Origin of the sequence: Pseudomonas sp. E45-MNA-CIBAN-0222, assembly GCF_040310405.1 — a bacterium.
GTDB lineage: Bacteria > Pseudomonadota > Gammaproteobacteria > Pseudomonadales > Pseudomonadaceae > Stutzerimonas > Stutzerimonas stutzeri_AC.
Window position 1 is genome coordinate 306,253 of the sequence record NZ_JBEOPU010000003.1, and the last position, 17,660, is coordinate 323,912.

Below are 17,660 nucleotides of genomic sequence, written 5' to 3' on the forward strand. Positions count from 1 at the left end.
TTGGGCATGGCCAGTCTACTGGCGTAGCGCCGCGATGGGGGCGACGAAGGTGCTCGGTGTACTCACCCGACTGCTCGGCTCGGCCATGTCGCTGACCTCGAATCGCAGCTCACGGCTGAAGTCGCGGGCGTTGTCGAGCAGCGCCACGCTGACCGGCAGATCGGCGATCTCGCCCGGGGCCAGGGCAATCTCGCGCGGGCCTTGCAGCGCGAACGGCCCGTCTTCCAATGCCAGCGCGTAGCGCCGCGGCTGCTGGGTCTTGTTGATCAGCTTGAGGCGGTACATGTTCTCGATCTGCCCCTGCATGTTCTCGCGGTACAGGGTGCGGTCGCGGGTGACGTCCAGCTGCAGCTGCGGCCGCGCGTCCAGTGCCCAGATGAAGGCGGCGATCATCGCTGTCATCGCCACGGCATAACCGATCAGGCGCGGGCGCAAGAGGCGGGTGGCGCCGCCCTTGAGCGCGCGTTCAGAGGTGTAGCGCAGCAGGCCGCGGGCGTAGCCCATCCTGTCCATGACACTGTCGCAGACGTCGATGCAGGCGCCGCAGCTAATGCAGTCCAGCTGCAGGCCGTCGCGGATGTCGATGCCGGTGGGGCAGACCTGTACGCACAGCGTGCAGTCGACGCAATCGCCAAGGCCCTGTGCCCGCGGGTCGCTGCCCTTGCGCCGCGCGCCGCGGTTCTCGCCGCGGGCTGTGTCGTAGGAGACCAGCAGGGTATCGGCATCGAACATCACGCTCTGAAAGCGCGAGTAGGGGCACATGTGCAGGCACACCTGCTCGCGCAGCCAGCCGGCGTTGATGTAGGTCGCGGCAGTGAAGAACAGCAGCCAGAAACTGGTGGTTGCGCCGAGTTCGAAGCGAGAGAGGTCGCCCACCAGCTCACGCACTGGCGTGAAATAGCCGACGAAGGCCAGCGCCGTGGCCAGGCTGATCGCCAGCCACAGCGCATGCTTGGCACTGCGGCGCAGCAGCTTGGCGACGGACCAGGGCGCGGCGTCGAGCTTGATGCGCTGCAGGCGGTCCCCCTCGGTGACCTTTTCCACCCACATGAACATCCAGGTCCAGGTGCTCTGCGGGCAGGCGTAGCCGCACCAGATGCGCCCGGCCAGCACGGTGATGAAGAACAGGCCGAACGCGGCGATGATCAGTATCGCCGAGAGTAGGATGAAATCCTGCGGCCAGAAGGTGGCGCCGAAGATGTGGAACTGCTGCCGGTCCAGATCCCAAAGCACCGCCTGGCGTCCATCCCAGTTCAGCCACACGGTGCCGAAATAGAGCAGCATCAAAAGACCACCACCCAACAGGCGCAGGTTGCGAAAATGGCCGCTGAAGCTGCGTGTATGAATGGGCCCACCGCTCTGGGCGGGCGTCAGGCGGATGGGTTGGCTTGGATCAACGGTTTCGATGATCTGCGCGGGTATGCGGTCGGTCATTAGGCTTCGCCCCATAGGCTTTTCAGGCGAGGCAGATGATCCGCGCAACGGTGCACGCATAACAGACTCAGATGAAGCGATGAAATACGGATCAGATGCAAGCGGGTCGAGGTCCGCAAAGCTAGAAGCCACAATAGGTTGACCTGTATCAGTGGATCATTCCGGCGTTGGCTGATCCGGTTTTTTTATGCTCATCTGGCCCTGTTTTGTCTCGGCCCGGCCGGCCATAGTCGAGGCCTTTTGCCAAGCGATGAGGAGTTATCGTCATGATTCATGACCTGCCGCCAACGGAGCACTGCCGATGATTCTCAAGGGCCTGACCTGGCTGGTGCTGCTGCAACTGCTCGGTAATCTGATCAATCTGGTGCTGCTGCCAGCATTGCCTGGGCCGATCATCGGCATGCTGTTGTTGTTCGGCCTCCTGTTACTGCGCCGCAGCATTCCCGAATCGCTGGAAAAGACCGCGGCGCTTTTGCTGCAGTACCTGCCGTTGCTGCTCATCGTGCCCGCAGCCGGAATCATGACCAGTGGCGCAGCGTTGCTGGATGACCTGCCGGCCATCGCCGCCGGGCTGGTGCTGTCGTTGCTGATCACCGTGCCATTCTGCGGCTGGCTGATGCAGCGGCTGATTCGTCGGCTCGACCGCCAGCGGGAGGATCAGGCATGAGCGTATTCGACTGGCACACGGCCTGGGCGGCCGTTGTGGTCCATCCGCTGTTCGCCGTGGCGCTGACCCTGATCGCCTTCCAGCTGGCGCTGATGCTCTACCGGCGCAGCGGCTGGCTGGTCTTGCAGCCGGTGATGGTGGGCATGCTGCTGGTGGTCGGTACGCTGAGCCTGGTAGACCTGGACTACCCGCGCTACCGCGAGGGCGCCGCGCTGATTGCCATGCTGCTCGGCCCGGCGACCGTGGCGCTGGCGGTGCCCCTACATCGGCATCTGAAGAGGATTCAACAGCTGTTCTGGCCGATCGTCATTACCCTGGCTGTGGGCGGCGTGCTCAGCGTGGTGCTGACGCTGACAATCGCCTGGGCGCTGGGCGCAGAGCTGCCGGTGCTGATGAGCCTGGCGCCGAAGTCCGCGACCATGCCCATCGCCATGCTGGTGGCCGAGCAGCTCGGCGGCCTGGCTTCACTGGCGGCAGTGTTCGTCATGCTGACCGGTGTTATCGGCACCGCGTTGGGACCGCTGCTGCTGCGCTGGGCCGGGGTCGAGCATCCCGCGGCGCGGGGCCTGAGTTATGGCCTCAACGCCCATGCCATCGGTACCGCCAGGGCGCTGGAGGAGGGCGATGAGTGCGGCGCCTTCGCTGCGCTGGGCATGAGCCTGCTGGGCATTCTGATCGCGCTGCTGCTGCCATTCGCCCTGGGTTGAGTCCCCGCAATCCAGATTGCTGACGAAGCGCACGAATTGCGGGCGCTTCAGCCCACACACAGCACTGGCTAGCGCCCCGTCCGCCCGGTTAGAGTAGGCAGCGGTCGCTTGACCGTGTGCAGGGTGCAAACCATGAAATTGCGGATGTTCCAGGTCGATGCTTTCACCGCTGAACGCTTTCGGGGTAATCCCGCAGCGGTGATACCTCTGCAAGCTTGGCTGTCAGATGAGTTGATGCAAGCCATCGCCGCCGAAAACAACCTTTCCGAAACGGCCTTCTTCGTGCGCGAAGCGGACGGGGCGTTTCACATCCGCTGGTTTTCGCCACTGACTGAAATCGACTTCTGCGGCCATGCCACGCTGGCCAGCGCCTTCGTGCTGCTGGAAGCGGGGCTGGCGCAAGCGCCCTTGGTGTTTCGCGCCGCCGCAGTGGGCGATCTGACCGTGCAGCGGCGGGCTGACGGTCTGCTGGAAATGAGCTTCCCCAACCGCGCGCCAGAGCCGGTTGCCGAACCGCCGGCGGCATTGTTGCAGGGGCTGGGCTGCGAGCCGGATGCGGTGCTGCGCAATCGCCAGGCCTGGTTCGCCGTCTACCGTGACGAGCAGCAGGTGCGGATGCTGGCGCCCGATCTCGAGCCGCTGCGTACGCTGGCCCCGCTTGACGTGGTGGTGACTGCCGCAGGCAGCGAGCAGGATTTCGTCTCGCGCTACTTCTGGCCAGCCAACGGCGGCGACGAGGACCCGGTCACCGGTTCCATCCATGCCGGGCTCGCTCCCTACTGGGCCGAGCGGCTGGGGCGTAACGAGCTGGTGGCGCTGCAGGCTTCGAAACGTAGCGGCATTCTGCACTGCCGGGTCGAAGCGGATCGTGTGATGGTGGCCGGACAGGCCGTGCTTTATCTCGACGGCACCATCGAACTTTAAAAATAGTCTTCAACCCATTGCGATCGGCTTTCACAGGCGGCGCGATGGGTGTGCCTGTGTGTGGCTGATCGGTTCAACCTATGAGATTGCGCAACGTGATGATGAAAAGGCTGTTGCCGTTAGTCCTGCTTGCCAGCGCGATGGGCTCGTTCGCCTGTGCGGCACAGCCCGCATTGCCGCTGGATGACCGGCAGGCGCTGATCGAAACCCTGCTGGGACGCATGACCCTGGCGGAAAAGATCGGCCAGCTGCGTTTGATCAGCATCGGCGGCGACATGCCCAGCGAGCGGATCGCCGAGGAAATCGCAGCCGGGCGCATTGGAGCAACATTCAATTCGGTGACCCGAACCGATAACCGGCCGATGCAGGATGCTGCGCTGCGCAGCCGTCTGGGCATCCCGATCTTTTTCGCCTATGACGTCATTCACGGCCACCGCACGATCTTCCCCATCAGCCTGGCGCTTGCCTCAAGCTGGGACCTCGAGGCGATTGCCCTGAGCGGTCGGGTATCGGCCATCGAAGCCAGCGCCGATGGCCTGGACCTGACCTTCGCGCCGATGGTCGACATCACTCGTGATCCGCGCTGGGGACGCACCTCCGAAGGCTTCGGCGAAGATCCCTACCTGGTCTCGCAGATCGCCGGCACGCTGGTGCGTGCCTATCAGGGTGAGCGCCTCTCCGCTGCTGACAGCGTGATGGCCAGCGTCAAGCACTTCGCCCTGTATGGCGCGGTGGAAGGGGGCCGCGACTACAACGTGGTCGACATGAGCCCGCAGCGCATGCATCAGGACTACCTGCCGCCGTACCGTGCGGCGGTGGACGCTGGGGCCGGCGGCGTGATGGTGGCGTTGAACACCGTCAACGGCATGCCGGCCAGCGCCAATCGCTGGTTGCTGCGCGACCTGCTGCGCGACGACTGGGGCTTCCGCGGGCTGAACATCAGCGACCACGGTGCCATCGACGAACTGCTGCGCCATGGCGTGGCCCGCGATGGCCGCGAGGCTGCGCGCCTGGCAATCGAGGCGGGCATCGATCTGAGCATGCACGACTCGCTTTATCTGCAGGAGCTGCCGGGGCTGGTCGAGCGCGGTGAGGTGCCGATCGAACTGATCGACCAGGCCGTGGGGCGTGTGCTGGGTGCCAAATACGACCTCGGTCTGTTCCATGATCCCTATCGGCGCATCGGCAAGGCGGTGGACGATCCCGTCGAGGTCAATGCCGAAGGCCGCCTGCATAGAGAGGCCGCGCGGCGGGTGGCGCGCGATTCGCTGGTGCTGCTGGAAAACCGTGACAACGTTCTGCCGCTGCGCAAGGACGCGACCATCGCGCTGATCGGCCCGCTGGCCGATTCCCATGTCGACATGCTCGGCAGCTGGTCGGCAGCCGGTGTGGCGACACAGACTGTGACGCTGCGTCAGGGCCTCGAGGCAGCGATCGGCGATTCCGGCCGGGTCATCCATGCCCGCGGTGCGAACGTCACCGATGATCCGCGTCTGATCGAGTACCTGAACTTCCTCAACTGGGACCGCCCGGAAGTGACGCAGGACCCGCGCCCGCCCCAGGCAATGATCGACGAAGCCGTGCGTGCCGCGCGCGAGGCTGATGTGATCGTTGCTGCGGTGGGTGAGTCACGTGGCATGTCTCACGAATCCTCCAGTCGTACCAGCCTCACGCTGCCGGCCAGCCAGCAGGCGCTGCTCGAAGCGCTGGCTGCCACAGGCAAACCGCTAGTCGTGGTACTGATGAATGGCCGGCCGTTGCAGCTGGGCTGGGTCAAGGACAACGCGGATGCAGTGCTGGAAACCTGGTTCGCCGGCACTGAAGGCGGGCACGCGATCACCGAGGTGCTGCTCGGTGCTCACAACCCGTCCGGCAAACTGCCAATCTCCTTTCCGCGCTCGGTCGGCCAGATTCCGACCTACTACAACCACCCGCGTCTTGGCCGGCCCTATGCCGAGGGCCGTCCCGGCAACTACACCTCACAGTATTTCGACGAGCCCAACGGTGCGTTGTACCCCTTCGGTTATGGCCTGAGCTATACGGAGTTCGAACTGTCGAAGCCGCAGCTTTCAAGACGTGCGCTGAAACGCGGTCAGAATCTGGAGGTCAGCGTAACGGTGAAGAACATCGGCGAGCGTGCCGGCGCAACGGTCGTGCAGCTGTATCTGCAGGATCTGGTCGGCTCCAGCGTTCGCCCGGTCAAGGAACTCAAGCGCTTTGAAAAGCTCATGTTAGAGCCTGGCGAGGCGCAGACGGTGCGCTTCGTGCTGGTTGAGAGCGACCTGAAGTTCCATGACGCGAAACTCGACTACGTAGCTGAGCCGGGTGAGTTCGAAGTCCAGTTGGGACTTGATTCGCAGAAGGTGCTCAGCGAGCGCTTCGAACTCTTGTAAGAGCATTTCTGTACAGCGAGCTGCGCGCGAGACAGTGCTGCGCGATTGCGCTCGTTGGCGCCTTGGCTGGATGTAGCTATATCAAAGCGAAGCAGAGCGAACTCTGCACAAAACGTGTAATTCGGAGGCGGTGTGTTACGCATTTTTCAATGGAATACCGGGAGCCAACCGGCTCGTATGCTAGCGGGCCTGGCAGGTGGGTTGTGCATGCTGATGGCCGGCAGTGCGCTGGCGTTCAACCTTGATGATGTGGCCAAGCGGGCTCAGGAGCTGGCTGCCAGTGGTTACGAGGAGCCGGTCAGCAACCTGCCCGACGAATTCCGCAAGATGGCATTCGCCGACTACCAGCGCGTGCGCTTCAACCCGGAGCATGCCTACTGGAAGGACGCCGAAACCCCATTCCACCTGCAGTTCTATCACCAGGGCATGCACTTCGACACCCCGGTGCGCATCAATGAGATCACCGCGACGAACGTGCGCGAGATTCGCTACGACCCAGCCATGTTCCAGTTCGATGGCCTCGAGATCGATCCGGCCGCGCTGGAGGGGCTGGGCTTTGCCGGCTTCAAGGTGCTCTATCCGCTGAACAAAAAGGACAAACAGGACGAGGTGATGACCCTGCTTGGCGCCAGCTACTTTCGCATCGTCGGCAAGGGCCAGTGGTACGGCCTTTCCGCGCGCGGGCTGGCTATCGACACGGCGCTGCCGGTGGGCGAGGAGTTCCCACGCTTTCGCGAGTTCTGGGTGGAACGACCGCAGCCTGATCGGCGCAACCTGGTGATCTACGCGCTGCTCGATTCACCGCGCGCCACGGGCGCCTATCGCATGGTGCTGACACCGGGCAAGGACAGCACGCTGGATGTGCAGGCCAAGGTGTTTCTGCGCGAGCCGGTCGGCAAGCTCGGCATCGCGCCGCTGACCAGCATGTTCCTGTTCGGTGCCAACCAGCCCAGCACTTCGCTGAACTATCGCCCGCAACTGCATGATTCCGAGGGGCTGGCGATTCATGCCGGCAATGGCGAATGGCTCTGGCGGCCGCTGAACAATCCGCAGCGCCTGGCCGTCAGTGCATTCAGCGTGGAAAATCCGCGTGGCTTCGGCCTGATGCAGCGCACCCGCGACTTCGGCCGCTACGAGGATCTGGACGACCGCTACGAGGTACGCCCCAGCGGCTGGGTGGAAACCCGTGGCGATTGGGGCAAGGGCCATGTCGAGCTGGTGGAGATCCCGACGCCTGACGAGACCAATGACAACATCGTGGCCTTCTGGTCGCCGGAAAAGCAGCCGGAGCCCGGCGAGTCGCTGGATCTGGAATACCGCCTGCACTTTTCCATGGATGAGCCAGGCCTGCACGATCCTGAGCTGGCCTGGGTGCAACAGACCCGTATATCCGCTGGCGACGTCAAGCAGTCCAACCTGATTCGTCAGCCGGACGGCAGCACCGCTCTGCTGGTGGACTTCGTCGGACCAGTGCTGGAGCAACTCCCCGAGGATGCACCGGTGACCACTCGCGTGAGCATCGATGACAACGCCGAGCTGTTGGAAAACAACCTGCGTTACAACTCGATCACCAAGGGCTGGCGCCTGACGCTGCGCCTCAAGGTGCGCGACCCGGCGCGACCGGTAGAAATGCGCGCAGCGCTGGTTGACGGTGAAAAGACCCTTTCCGAAACCTGGACCTACCAGATTCCTCCCCATGAATGAGCGACAAGCAGTGAACGAAGTGGCGCAAGCCTATTGCGATGGCCTGGCGTTGAACGACGCCGAGGAGCCGGCCAGATACCGGCAGGCAGCGGAGCAGGGCGGGCTGCTCGCGCTGCATGACGAGTTGTCGGGTGAAGCTGCAACGGACCGCGGCCCGTCACGTCGTCTGCTCGATTCGGTCGTGGCGCGGTTACGGCTGGGCTGGGGCGATCTGTTCGATCGTGCTGGCGTGATCGCCGAGGATCACCAGGGGCGTGACTATGTGCAGTCGACCCCACCCATTGTGCGCACGCGCATGGTGCCCGAGCCCTGGCACACCAATATCCTGCGCCGCGGCTGGCGCCGAATGCTGGGCCGTACGCCGCCGCGCCGGCAATTCGAGCCCAGTCCGCAGCCGCTCGATGAAGCCCGCTGGCGGCGGGTTGCGGCGTTGCGCCGTGCGGCGTTGCTGTTGCTGATGCTTGGCCAGACCGCATTCGCTACCTGGGAGATGAGTGCGGTGTTGCCCTACCAGGGGTGGTCACTGGTGGTTCTGCAGGACGTTTTCGTACAGCCGCTGGGCGAGTCGGCGCGGCAGATTCTGCCCTACGTGGTGCAAACCAGCATCCTGCTACTTTTTGCGCTGCTGTTCTGCTGGGTCTCTGTGGGTTTCTGGACTGCGCTGATGGGCTTTTTCCAGCTTCTGCGCGGCAAGGACCGCTACAGCATCTCGGCCAGCAGCCCCGGCAACGAGCCGATTCCGGACGAGGCGCGCACCGCGCTGGTAATGCCGATCGCCAACGAGGACGTATCCCGGGTTTTTGCCGGTTTGCGGGCCACCTATGAATCGCTCAAGGCAACTGGCGAGCTCGAGCATTTCGACATCTTCGTGCTCAGCGACAGCAATGACCCGGACACCTGTGTTGCCGAGCAGAAGGCCTGGGTCGAGCTGTGTCGCGCGGTGGATGGCTTCGGCCATATCTTTTACCGCCGTCGTCGGCGCCGGGTTAAGCGCAAGAGCGGCAACATCGATGACTTCTGCCGTCGCTGGGGCAGCAGCTACCGCTATATGGTGGTGCTGGACGCCGACAGTGTGATGAGTGGTGAATGTATGACCTGCCTGGTGCGGCTGATGGAGGCCAACCCGAACGCCGGCATCATTCAGACTGCCCCCAAGGCGTCGGGCATGGACACGCTCTACGCCCGTCTGCAGCAGTTCGCCACGCGCGTCTACGGCCCACTGTTTACTGCCGGGCTCAATTTCTGGCAGCTCGGCGAGTCCCATTACTGGGGCCACAACGCAATCATTCGCGTGAAACCCTTCATTGAGCATTGCGCGCTGGCTCCGCTTCCCGGTACGGGATCGTTCGCCGGGGCGATTCTCTCCCACGACTTCGTCGAGGCGGCACTGATGCGCCGTGCCGGCTGGGGCGTCTGGATCGCCTATGACCTGCCGGGCAGTTACGAGGAACTGCCGCCCAACCTGCTCGACGAACTCAAGCGGGACCGTCGTTGGTGCCACGGCAACCTGATGAACTTCCGCCTGTTCATGGTGCGCGGGGTGCACACCGTGCATCGCCTGGTGTTCCTCACCGGAGTGATGTCCTATCTGTCGGCGCCGCTGTGGTTCCTCTTCCTGCTGCTGTCCACTGGTTTGCTGGCGATCCATACGCTGATGGTGCCCGAGTACTTCCTGCAGCCTAACCAGCTCTATCCGTTGTGGCCGCGTTGGCAGCCGGAAGAGGCTATCGCGCTGTTCTCGGCGACCATGACGCTGCTGTTTCTGCCCAAGCTGCTCAGCGTGCTGCTGGTTTGCATCCAGGGAGCTGAAGCCTATGGCGGGCGGCTGCGGGTGCTGCTGTCGATGGTGATCGAAACGCTGTTCTCGGTGCTGCTGGCGCCAGTGCGCATGCTCTTCCACAGCGTGTTCGTCACTGCGGCCTTCCTCGGCTGGTCGGTGCAGTGGAACTCGCCGCAGCGCGGCGATAACGCAACTCCCTGGGGTGAAGCCCTGCGCCGACATGGCTCGCAGATCGTCATCGGGGTGCTTTGGACGGCATTGGTCGCCTGGCTGGATGCGGCCTTTCTCTGGTGGTTGGCGCCGATCGTGGTGTCGCTGATCCTGTCGGCGCCGGTGTCGGTGATCACCAGCCATACACGGCTCGGTCTGGCCGCGCGGCGCTGCAAGCTATTTCTGATTCCGGAGGAATACGCACCGCCCACCGAGCTGGCCAATACCGATCTTTACCAGCAGCAGAATCAGGCTGAAGCCTTGCGCCATGGCTTCATCGTGGCGGTGGTCGATCCGCTTTACAACGCGCTGGTCTGCGCTATGGCACGTGCTCGCCATGCCAAGGTGGTGCCTGCAGCGGAACTCCTGCGTGAGCAGCGCCTGGAGGAAGTCATTGCTGCCGGGCCCGCTGGTGAGAATACCGAGGCGGCGCGCTGGCGGTTGCTTAACGACCCGGACGGCATGGCCCTGTTGCATCGGCACGCCTGGGAAGACCCGGCAGGCGCAGCCTGGCTCGCGCGTTATCAGGAAGAGTACCCGCATCGCGTGGCGCGTCCTGATTTGACGGGCGCTGTCTGAGTCACCTGCCCAATGCGGCTCGCCCGAGCCGCATTGGGCTTGTTTTCAGTCATCGCGCGTAAGCACTTCGAGCAGTTCGATCTCGAAGTGCAGATCCGAATTGGGCGGGATAAGCGCGCCGACCTGGCGCTCGCCGTAACCGAGATGCGCCGGGACGAAAAGCCTGCGTTTGCCGCCGACCTTCATGCCCATCAGCCCGATGTCCCAGCCCTTTATTACTCGTCGCGTGCCGATCACGCATTGGAAGGGTTTGCCGCGCTCGTAGGAACTGTCGAACGGCGTGCCGTCGCTCAGCGTGCCGCGGTACTGGGTGGTGATCAGAGCGCCTTTGACCACCGCTTTGCCGTCGCCGAGCTGAATGTCTTCGACCAGCAATTCATCGTTCATTCATGCGCTTCCTGAAGCTGAAAGAGGAAGCGCTTTGTGGCAGGGAAAGTCGTCGCGGGCAAGAGATTGGCCCCCGCTTCAGATAAATCGAAGGCAGCTCGTCTGCTTTATATCGGATAGATCGATATTTACTGACTGAAAATTGCAAACATTTTAGATCTGATTGAATGGATCATCTCCCTCATTGGCCGGGGCCGCCCTGGACCTGTTTGCGGAGAGCGAGATGATAGAACTACGTCCATATGCCCAGCTTGGTCATGCGCAGCACGGCTGGCTGAACGCGCGCCACCACTTTTCCTTCGCCGGTTATCACGACGTCGAGCGCATGCGCTGGGGCCGTCTGCGCGTATGGAACGACGACAGCATCGCGCCGCAGTCGGGCTTCGAGCCGCACTCGCACCGGGACATGGAGATCATCACCTACGTACGTCAGGGCGCCATCACGCACGAAGACAGCCTGGGTAACCGCGGCCGTACCGTCGCCGGCGATGTGCAGGTGATGAGCGCCGGCACCGGCATCGTGCACAGCGAGTACAACCTGGAGGATGTGGAAGCGCGAATTTTCCAGATATGGATTCACCCGCAGCAGACCGGCCTGCCGCCGAGCTGGGGTACGCGGGCCTTCCCAAGTGGGGAGCGCGCCGGTGCCTTCGTCACGCTCGCCAGTGGTCTGCCCGGCGACGACGAGGCACTGCCGATTCGTGCTGAAGCCAGGCTGGCAGCGGCTACGCTTGCTGCGGGGCAGAGTGCCGACTATGAGATCGCCGATGGGCGCCGTGTCTATCTGGTGCCCGCCAGTGGCCGTATCGAGGTCAACGGGCTCGAAGTTGCCGCAGGCGATGGTGTGGCTGTGCGTGACGAGGCGCGGCTGACCATCAGAGCAGTGGAAAACAGCGAAGTCGTCCTGGTCGAGTCGCGCTGACGCCCACCGTCGGAACGACCCGCCTGGCGTGTTATCCCATCCACAACATTTTTCAGACTCACCCACCGAAAGAGGAAAGCAAGATGGCGAAGATTCTCGTGCTGTATCACTCCATGTACGGCCACATCGAAACCATGGCCAACGCCGTCGCCGAAGGCGCGCGGCGCGTGCCGGGCGTCGAGGTGACGATCAAGCGCGTACCGGAAACCATGCCCGAAGACGCCTTCCGCAACGCCGGAGGCAAGGTCGATCAGCCAGCCGACATCGCCGATCCGAACGAGCTGCCGGACTACGACGGAATCATCTTTGGCACCCCGACCCGCTTTGGCAACATGTCCGGGCAGATGCGCAACTTCCTCGACCGCACCGGCGGCCTGTGGGCCAAGGGCGCGCTGCATGGCAAGGTCGCCAGCGTGTTCGCCTCGACAGGCACCGGCGGCGGCCAGGAGATGACCATCACCTCGACCTGGACCACCCTGGCACACCACGGCATGGTTATCGTGCCGACCGGTTATGGCATCAGCGAGTTCTTCGACATCTCCGAAACCAACGGCGGCACGCCCTACGGCGCCACGACCATCGCCGGCGGCGACGGCTCGCGTCAGCCTTCGGAAAAGGAACTGGCCATCGCGCGCTACCAGGGCGAGCACGTGGCGAAGATCACCAGCAAGCTCAAGGGCTGACGAACGACGCAGTACCTACGCTGGGGCCCGCTCGGGTCCCAGCAGCAGGCCATACATCAGTTCGTCGACGAAGCCTTCGTCGCTGCTGCGCTTGTACGCGGCGCGCTGCGTGCCTTCGTAGACGAAACCGAAGCGCTCGTAAAAGGCGATCGCTCGCGGGTTGTCCGCTTCCACAGTCAACTCCACACGCCGAATGCCGCTGGCCGCTAGCTTGTCGATGGCTTCTTGCATCATCCGCCGTGCCAGGCCGCTGCCCTTGACCTCGGGCGCGACGGCAAGGGTGCCGAGGTAGGCCACATGAGCAGCGCGGCCCAGATGGCGCTGCACCTTGTAGAAGCCCTGGACCACGCCGTGTTCTTCGAAGACATAGAAGCTGGCGCTTTCGAACAGCGGCTCGAATACCTTGCCGAAAGCCTCGCGCGGCATGGGGTCGAAGCCCAGATAGGGCACTACGTCCGGGTGCATGTAGATGTCGTAGACCCGCTGCTGATCGGCGGGAATGGCGAGGCGGCGCATGGGCATCTCCAGTGTGGTGATGGCGGCAGCATAGCCGCTGAGCCAATGACAGATGCGACGCTTATTCCACCCCGTAGGGCGGGATTCAGCCTTAGAGTCGGGTGCTGTGGTGGCCTGAAGCCCACCCTACGGCGATCCGCGAGACAGAGCGAAGGACTGCGCTGCGTCAGCCGCGCGTGGGTCAATGGGGTGATAATGCGCGTCGCTTACCATCCACTTCAGCTGAGGACATCGCCCCGTGGTGCTATTCGAGATCGTTCCGCGCAGCCCCGAAACCTATCGTCGCGAGACCCGTCGCAGCACGCTGATCGTCGTTGCCACCTTTGCGGCGCTCGCCATGGGATTGGCGACGCTCGCCGTGATGTTGTTTGGTGAGCCGGGCGGCGACAACCTGCGGCTGAACATCGGCGGGGTGATTGCCGGGCTGGTGCTGACCATTGGTCTGGTCAGGTCGCTGTATTGGCAACAGGCCTGGATGGCCTCCGCGGTATACGGCTGGCAGCTCAAGCGCAGCCTGATGCGCGTGACCAACATGATGCACCAGGTCAAGGCAGGCGTAAGCGCGGGCGATGCAGACGCGATGAAGTTGCTGCGCTTCTATCACCTGGGTTTGACCCAGATGCACCAGCTCGATGGCAACTCCAGCGGCGTCAGCGATTCGGTCGCCGAGATCGACCGCCATCGGGAGGCCATGGAGGCGCTGCATATGGATATCGATCAGAACCGGCTTGAGTCCGAGTGGCTGGAGCGCGTCGGGCGGATCGAGGCGAAGCGCTGAGGCGAGCCCTTTGATCGCACGCCAGCGTTCAGACGGCGCCAAGGCTCAATGTACGTGGCGGCTGCCGTCGGGGTGGTGGTGTACGTCAGCTTCTGGCGTTGCTGGCCGGTGGTGGTCGAGCGTGCCGTGGTGATCGCCTTCGGCTGACGCGGGCGTCTGGGCAGCGGCAGGACTGGAGTGCTGGCCGCCGTGCTGGTGGCCGTCACTTGCGGCGACCAGCGACCGATACTGCGGCCCATCAAGCTGCGGCATCTGCTCAATGAAGGCGACCATGCCCCAGATGTATTCGTCGCCCATGCTCTTGCCCCAGGCCGGCATGCCGGTCGCTTTGATGCCGTGCTTGATGACCCAGAACGTTGCCCCCGGATCACCGCCGGTACCTTGCATTGCCAGGTTCGGCGGAGCGGGGTAGAGGCTTTCGCTCAGTTCAGTGGCGTTCATCTCCGGTGCCAGGTGACAGCCAATGCACATGGCGTGGTAGTTGCCTGCGCCCGAACGGATCAGTGCCTCATCGTCGAGGCTCGGTACCTTGATTTCACCGGCACGCACCGCAATCGAGCGCTCGCGGGTGAACTCGAGAAGAGCCTCGATCGCCCGCGAATGCGGCTCGTCGGCGGCGACACTGATCACGCCGGAGTACAGCACCCCTGCACCGGCCACGGCGATTACCGCGCCGCTCAGGACGAGGGTCTTGAGTGTTGTTTTCATAGGCTCAGAACCAGAAGCGAATACCGGCTACCAGCTTCGCCTCGCTGATGTCTTCGTCATCGGCACGCAGCAGATCGGCGGTGTTGCCGTAGGCACGGCCCCAGCTGACGCCGACGTAAGGTGCAAACTGGCGGTTGATCTCGTAACGCAGGCGCAACCCTACGCTGGCGTCGCTGAGACCGGAGCCGACGCCGCGCGCCTCGTCGTTGCGCCCGTGCAGGTTCAGCTCCGCGGTTGGCTGTAGCACCCAGCGCTGGGTCAGCAGGATGTCGTATTCGGCCTCCAGGCGCAGCGCAGTCTGGCCGCCCTCGCCAAGGAATGCCGTGGCTTCGGTTTCCAGACCGAACAGCGGCATGCCTTGCACGCCAAAGGCTGCCCAGGTCTGCGGTGAGCCAGGCTTGAAGTCCTGGCGCACGCCAGCGACGGTTTCCCACCACGGACCAATTGCGTGGCTCCAGAGCAGCTGCAGCTCGGCCTCCTCGGTATGGCCGTTGGTGCGCTCGCCTTCGGAGCGGAAGGCCAGACGGTCGATATCGCCGCCATACCAGCCGGAAATATCCCAGGCCAGGGTGCTGCCTTCATCGGCGTCCTGCCATTCCAGCTGATCGGCGAGGAAGAAGAAGTTGCTGCCGCCCTGATGCATATGGTGGGGCGGCAGATTTGGAAATGCCGCGACGCGGTCTGCATCGCTGATCGCAGGGATTGGCGTGCGAGGCTCCTGTCCGGGGGCAACGCTGGTAGCCGGTGGGTGAGCCATTGAACTGTGATCCATGCTGCCGTGATCGCCGTGATCCATGTCGCCATGGTTCATCTGGCTGTAGTCCGCTGGCTCAGCGTGCCCGCCGTGTCCGGAATGATCCATGGCCTGCTGCGCGTGGCTTGCCGTCGCAGCCAGTGCGAGGGCGATGGCGACGGGCAGTGTCTTAGTGATCATGCGGCTTGCCTTGCTCGGAGCCCTTTGGCATATCCTTCTGCATCTTTCCGTTGCCCATGCTGCCGTGGTCCATATGGCCGGAACCCATGTGCTGGTCGTGCATGTCCTGCATCTTGTCGTGATCCATGCCCTGCATCATGCCGCCCTGTTGTTGCCCGGACTGGGGTTGGCTGGCCTGCGGCGCGGCCTGTTCGGTTGGCGCATCGGCGGGATGATGACCGTCGTGCTCGCTCTGCGCGTGGGCGACATTGAGGCTGAGAGCGGCAGTCAGGCCGAAGGCGAGCAGGGCGTGCTGTTTGATCGTGTTCATAGGCTTCTCCGTCATTCTTCTACGCGGACTTCGCGGAACATCCCGAGGTCCATGTGCATCAGCATGTGGCAGTGATAGGCCCAGCGCCCGAGGGCGTCGGCGGTGACGCGATAGCTGCGTTTCGAACCCGGTGGCATGTCGATGGTGTGCTTGCGCACCTGGAAATTGCCGTGTTCGTCCTCCAGGTCGCTCCACAGCCCGTGCAGGTGGATGGGGTGGTGCATCATGGTGTCGTTGACCAGCACGAAGCGCACCCGCTCGCCATATTTCAGGCGGATTGGCTCAGCGTGGGCGAAGGGAATGCCGTCGAACGACCAGGCGAAGCGTTCCATATGCCCGGTCAGGTGCAGTTCGATGGTGCGCATCGGCTCGCGGCCGTCCGGGTCGGCGAAGGTGCTGCGCAGGTCGGCGTACGTCAGCACGCGTCGGCCGTTGTTACGCAGGCCGATGCCCGGGTCGTCCAGCTTGGGCACCGGCATCATGGTCTGCATGTCCACCAGCGGATTATTGGTTTCGCTGGCCGGATGCGCCTGCATGCCAGCGCCGTGCGAACCGTGGCCCATGGCGGCGTGGTCCATCTGGCCATGATTCATCTCACTGTGATTCATCGCGCCATGATTCATGTCGTCGTGGCCGGCGTGAGGGTCGCTTTGCACCGTCGCAGCAGCCTGGCCATGGGCAGAATGATCGCCGTGGCCCATGTCCTCCATGGTCAGTTCGGGGCGCGGATCTGGCTCGGGCACCGGCGCCTGCAAGCCATCGCGCACGGCCAGGGTGCCGCGTGCGTAGCCGCTGCGGTCCATGGCCTGGGCGAACAGGGTGTAGGCGTTCTGGCTGCCGTCCGGTTCGACGATGACATCGAGAGTTTCCGCCACGGCCAGGCGCACTTCGTCCACCTGCACCGGTTCGACGTTCTGCCCGTCAGCGGCGACGACGGTGAGCTTGAGGCCGGGGATGCGAAAGTCGAAATAACTCATCGCCGAGCCGTTGATCAGGCGCAGGCGGATGCGCTCGCCCGGTTGGAACAGGCCGGTCCAGTTGCCATCGGGCGCCTGGCCGTTGAGCAGATAGGTGTAGGTGGCGCCGCTGATGTCGGCAAGATCCGTCGGCGACATGTTCATCTTTGCCCAGGCCCAGCGATCACTGACGGTGTCGCTCCAGCCTTTGTCGGCGACGTCATTGATGAAATCGCCAAGCGTGCGTCGGCCCTGGTTGTAGTAGTCCGAGCGCTTCTTCAGCTTGGCCAGTACCCGTGCCGGGCTTTCGTCGGTCCAGTCGGAGAGGAACACCACATAGTCGCGGTCGTAGGCGAATGGGTCGGGTTCCTTGGGATCGATGATCAGCGCGCCATAGACGCCCAGTTGTTCCTGGAAGCCGGAATGGCTGTGGTACCAGTAAGTGCCGCTCTGGATAACCTTGAAGCGGTACTCGTACATGCCGTCCGGGGCGATGCCGGCGAAACTGAAGCCGGGCACGCCGTCCATGTTGGCCGGCAACAGAATGCCGTGCCAGTGGATCGAGGTGTCGTGGGGCAGGCGGTTGCGCACGCGCAGGGTCACGGTTTCACCCTCGCGCCAGCGCAGCAGCGGGCCGGGGATGCTGCCGTTGATGGCCATGCCTGTGCGGCGCTTGCCAGTGAAATCCACGCTCAAGGAATCGATGGTGAGGTCGAAATCGGTGCCGCTAAGCACCGTCGGCTGCCCCGCGCTGGTCAGCGCCCATACGGGCTGTTGCCACAGCCCGAGGCCTGCGACGGCGCCGCCGGCAGCCAGACTTTTGACGAAGGTGCGTCGCGAGCTGGTCAATTGCATGCTGGTCCTGTTCGGTCGATCGAATTGTTGGTTTGGCCGCCGCGCAGGCGCGACGCTGCAACGCTATGGCAAGCACCATAGCGCGACGCATCTGTCAGCGACCTGAAGCGAAAATTACGATTTTGTCAGCTAGCAGCGTGGCCAGCCGCAACCGGGCTGGCCGTGCTCAATACCGATGCCGGGCGGTTTTGGCACCGCCTGGACGTGCAGCGT

General features: G+C 63.7%; 16 protein-coding genes. 9 read left to right on the forward strand and 7 right to left on the reverse strand.

The window, feature by feature from the left end:
• Window positions 1-15: 15 nt before the first annotated feature.
• Entirely contained in the window at window positions 16-1,434 is a 1,419-nt protein-coding gene (gene ccoG / locus AAEZ08_RS06985) for a cytochrome c oxidase accessory protein CcoG (RefSeq protein ID WP_058064321.1), read from the reverse strand.
• A 301-nt stretch (window positions 1,435-1,735) separates the two neighbouring features.
• Here ccoG and AAEZ08_RS06990 point away from each other — a divergent pair, with 301 nt between their 5' ends.
• The 6 genes from AAEZ08_RS06990 (at window position 1,736) to mdoH (ending at window position 10,398) form a co-directional block, all read left to right on the forward strand.
• Window positions 1,736-2,101, forward strand: a complete 366-nt coding sequence (locus tag AAEZ08_RS06990; protein ID WP_003283813.1) for a CidA/LrgA family protein — start codon at window positions 1,736-1,738, stop codon at window positions 2,099-2,101.
• Complete coding sequence (locus tag AAEZ08_RS06995; protein ID WP_500123956.1) at window positions 2,098-2,808, forward strand: LrgB family protein; 711 nt, start codon at window positions 2,098-2,100, stop codon at window positions 2,806-2,808. Before AAEZ08_RS06990 ends, AAEZ08_RS06995 begins: the two co-directional genes overlap by 4 nt.
• A 144-nt stretch (window positions 2,809-2,952) precedes the next feature.
• Window positions 2,953-3,732, forward strand: coding sequence for a PhzF family phenazine biosynthesis protein (locus AAEZ08_RS07000; protein ID WP_003283811.1), 780 nt, complete (start codon window positions 2,953-2,955; stop codon window positions 3,730-3,732).
• Window positions 3,733-3,833: 101 nt separating this feature from the next.
• Complete coding sequence (bglX, locus tag AAEZ08_RS07005) at window positions 3,834-6,125, forward strand: beta-glucosidase BglX (protein ID WP_500123979.1); 2,292 nt, start codon at window positions 3,834-3,836, stop codon at window positions 6,123-6,125.
• Window positions 6,126-6,332: 207 nt separating this feature from the next.
• Entirely contained in the window at window positions 6,333-7,829 is a 1,497-nt protein-coding gene (locus AAEZ08_RS07010; RefSeq protein WP_500123957.1) for a glucan biosynthesis protein G, read from the forward strand.
• Window positions 7,822-10,398 (forward strand): glucans biosynthesis glucosyltransferase MdoH, encoded by a 2,577-nt coding sequence (mdoH, locus tag AAEZ08_RS07015; protein ID WP_500123958.1) that lies wholly within the window; start codon window positions 7,822-7,824, stop codon window positions 10,396-10,398. The genes AAEZ08_RS07010 and mdoH overlap by 8 nt, the downstream gene beginning before the upstream one ends.
• A gap of 45 nt (window positions 10,399-10,443) precedes the next feature.
• Here mdoH and AAEZ08_RS07020 read toward each other — a convergent pair whose 3' ends face one another.
• Complete coding sequence (locus tag AAEZ08_RS07020) at window positions 10,444-10,785, reverse strand: FKBP-type peptidyl-prolyl cis-trans isomerase (RefSeq protein ID WP_500123959.1); 342 nt, start codon at window positions 10,783-10,785, stop codon at window positions 10,444-10,446.
• A 223-nt stretch (window positions 10,786-11,008) separates the two neighbouring features.
• Here AAEZ08_RS07020 and AAEZ08_RS07025 point away from each other — a divergent pair, with 223 nt between their 5' ends.
• Complete coding sequence (locus AAEZ08_RS07025; RefSeq protein WP_058064315.1) at window positions 11,009-11,707, forward strand: pirin family protein; 699 nt, start codon at window positions 11,009-11,011, stop codon at window positions 11,705-11,707.
• Between the two features lie 83 nt (window positions 11,708-11,790).
• Complete coding sequence (gene wrbA, locus AAEZ08_RS07030; protein ID WP_014820960.1) at window positions 11,791-12,390, forward strand: NAD(P)H:quinone oxidoreductase; 600 nt, start codon at window positions 11,791-11,793, stop codon at window positions 12,388-12,390.
• A gap of 15 nt (window positions 12,391-12,405) precedes the next feature.
• Here the strand turns inward: wrbA and AAEZ08_RS07035 are convergent, their stop codons facing one another.
• On the reverse strand, window positions 12,406-12,906 hold the full coding sequence (locus AAEZ08_RS07035; protein WP_003283799.1) for a GNAT family N-acetyltransferase: 501 nt from the start codon (window positions 12,904-12,906) through the stop codon (window positions 12,406-12,408).
• Window positions 12,907-13,144: 238 nt separating this feature from the next.
• Here AAEZ08_RS07035 and AAEZ08_RS07040 point away from each other — a divergent pair, with 238 nt between their 5' ends.
• Window positions 13,145-13,684, forward strand: a complete 540-nt coding sequence (locus AAEZ08_RS07040) for a DUF3087 domain-containing protein (protein WP_482695913.1) — start codon at window positions 13,145-13,147, stop codon at window positions 13,682-13,684.
• A 45-nt stretch (window positions 13,685-13,729) separates the two neighbouring features.
• On the opposite strand, the gene AAEZ08_RS07045 is transcribed toward AAEZ08_RS07040, so the two are convergent.
• The 4 genes from AAEZ08_RS07045 to AAEZ08_RS07060 are packed head-to-tail and all read right to left on the reverse strand — an operon-like array spanning window position 13,730 to window position 17,447.
• Window positions 13,730-14,392, reverse strand: a complete 663-nt coding sequence (locus tag AAEZ08_RS07045) for a c-type cytochrome (protein WP_500123960.1) — start codon at window positions 14,390-14,392, stop codon at window positions 13,730-13,732.
• Window positions 14,393-14,396: 4 nt separating this feature from the next.
• Window positions 14,397-15,326 carry a copper resistance protein B gene (locus tag AAEZ08_RS07050; protein ID WP_102819477.1) on the reverse strand — a complete coding sequence of 310 codons (930 nt, stop codon included), beginning with the start codon at window positions 15,324-15,326 and terminating at the stop codon, window positions 14,397-14,399.
• Entirely contained in the window at window positions 15,316-15,636 is a 321-nt protein-coding gene (locus AAEZ08_RS07055; protein ID WP_500123961.1) for a hypothetical protein, read from the reverse strand. Before AAEZ08_RS07055 ends, AAEZ08_RS07050 begins: the two co-directional genes overlap by 11 nt.
• A gap of 11 nt (window positions 15,637-15,647) precedes the next feature.
• Window positions 15,648-17,447 (reverse strand): copper resistance system multicopper oxidase, encoded by a 1,800-nt coding sequence (locus AAEZ08_RS07060; protein ID WP_500123962.1) that lies wholly within the window; start codon window positions 17,445-17,447, stop codon window positions 15,648-15,650.
• Window positions 17,448-17,660: the final 213 nt, after the last annotated feature.

Coding starts and splice junctions, on each gene's coding strand:
- AAEZ08_RS07050 (WP_102819477.1), bottom strand. CDS start 15,326: ATGATCACTAAGACACTGCCCGTCGCCATCGCCCTCGCACTGGCTGCG.
- AAEZ08_RS06990 (WP_003283813.1), top strand. CDS start 1,736: ATGATTCTCAAGGGCCTGACCTGGCTGGTGCTGCTGCAACTGCTCGGT.
- AAEZ08_RS07060 (WP_500123962.1), bottom strand. CDS start 17,447: ATGCAATTGACCAGCTCGCGACGCACCTTCGTCAAAAGTCTGGCTGCC.
- wrbA (WP_014820960.1), top strand. CDS start 11,791: ATGGCGAAGATTCTCGTGCTGTATCACTCCATGTACGGCCACATCGAA.
- mdoH (WP_500123958.1), top strand. CDS start 7,822: ATGAATGAGCGACAAGCAGTGAACGAAGTGGCGCAAGCCTATTGCGAT.
- AAEZ08_RS07000 (WP_003283811.1), top strand. CDS start 2,953: ATGTTCCAGGTCGATGCTTTCACCGCTGAACGCTTTCGGGGTAATCCC.
- AAEZ08_RS07035 (WP_003283799.1), bottom strand. CDS start 12,906: ATGCGCCGCCTCGCCATTCCCGCCGATCAGCAGCGGGTCTACGACATC.
- AAEZ08_RS07055 (WP_500123961.1), bottom strand. CDS start 15,636: ATGAACACGATCAAACAGCACGCCCTGCTCGCCTTCGGCCTGACTGCC.
- AAEZ08_RS07020 (WP_500123959.1), bottom strand. CDS start 10,785: ATGAACGATGAATTGCTGGTCGAAGACATTCAGCTCGGCGACGGCAAA.
- bglX (WP_500123979.1), top strand. CDS start 3,834: ATGAAAAGGCTGTTGCCGTTAGTCCTGCTTGCCAGCGCGATGGGCTCG.
- AAEZ08_RS06995 (WP_500123956.1), top strand. CDS start 2,098: ATGAGCGTATTCGACTGGCACACGGCCTGGGCGGCCGTTGTGGTCCAT.
- AAEZ08_RS07010 (WP_500123957.1), top strand. CDS start 6,333: ATGCTGATGGCCGGCAGTGCGCTGGCGTTCAACCTTGATGATGTGGCC.
- ccoG (WP_058064321.1), bottom strand. CDS start 1,434: ATGACCGACCGCATACCCGCGCAGATCATCGAAACCGTTGATCCAAGC.
- AAEZ08_RS07025 (WP_058064315.1), top strand. CDS start 11,009: ATGATAGAACTACGTCCATATGCCCAGCTTGGTCATGCGCAGCACGGC.
- AAEZ08_RS07045 (WP_500123960.1), bottom strand. CDS start 14,392: ATGAAAACAACACTCAAGACCCTCGTCCTGAGCGGCGCGGTAATCGCC.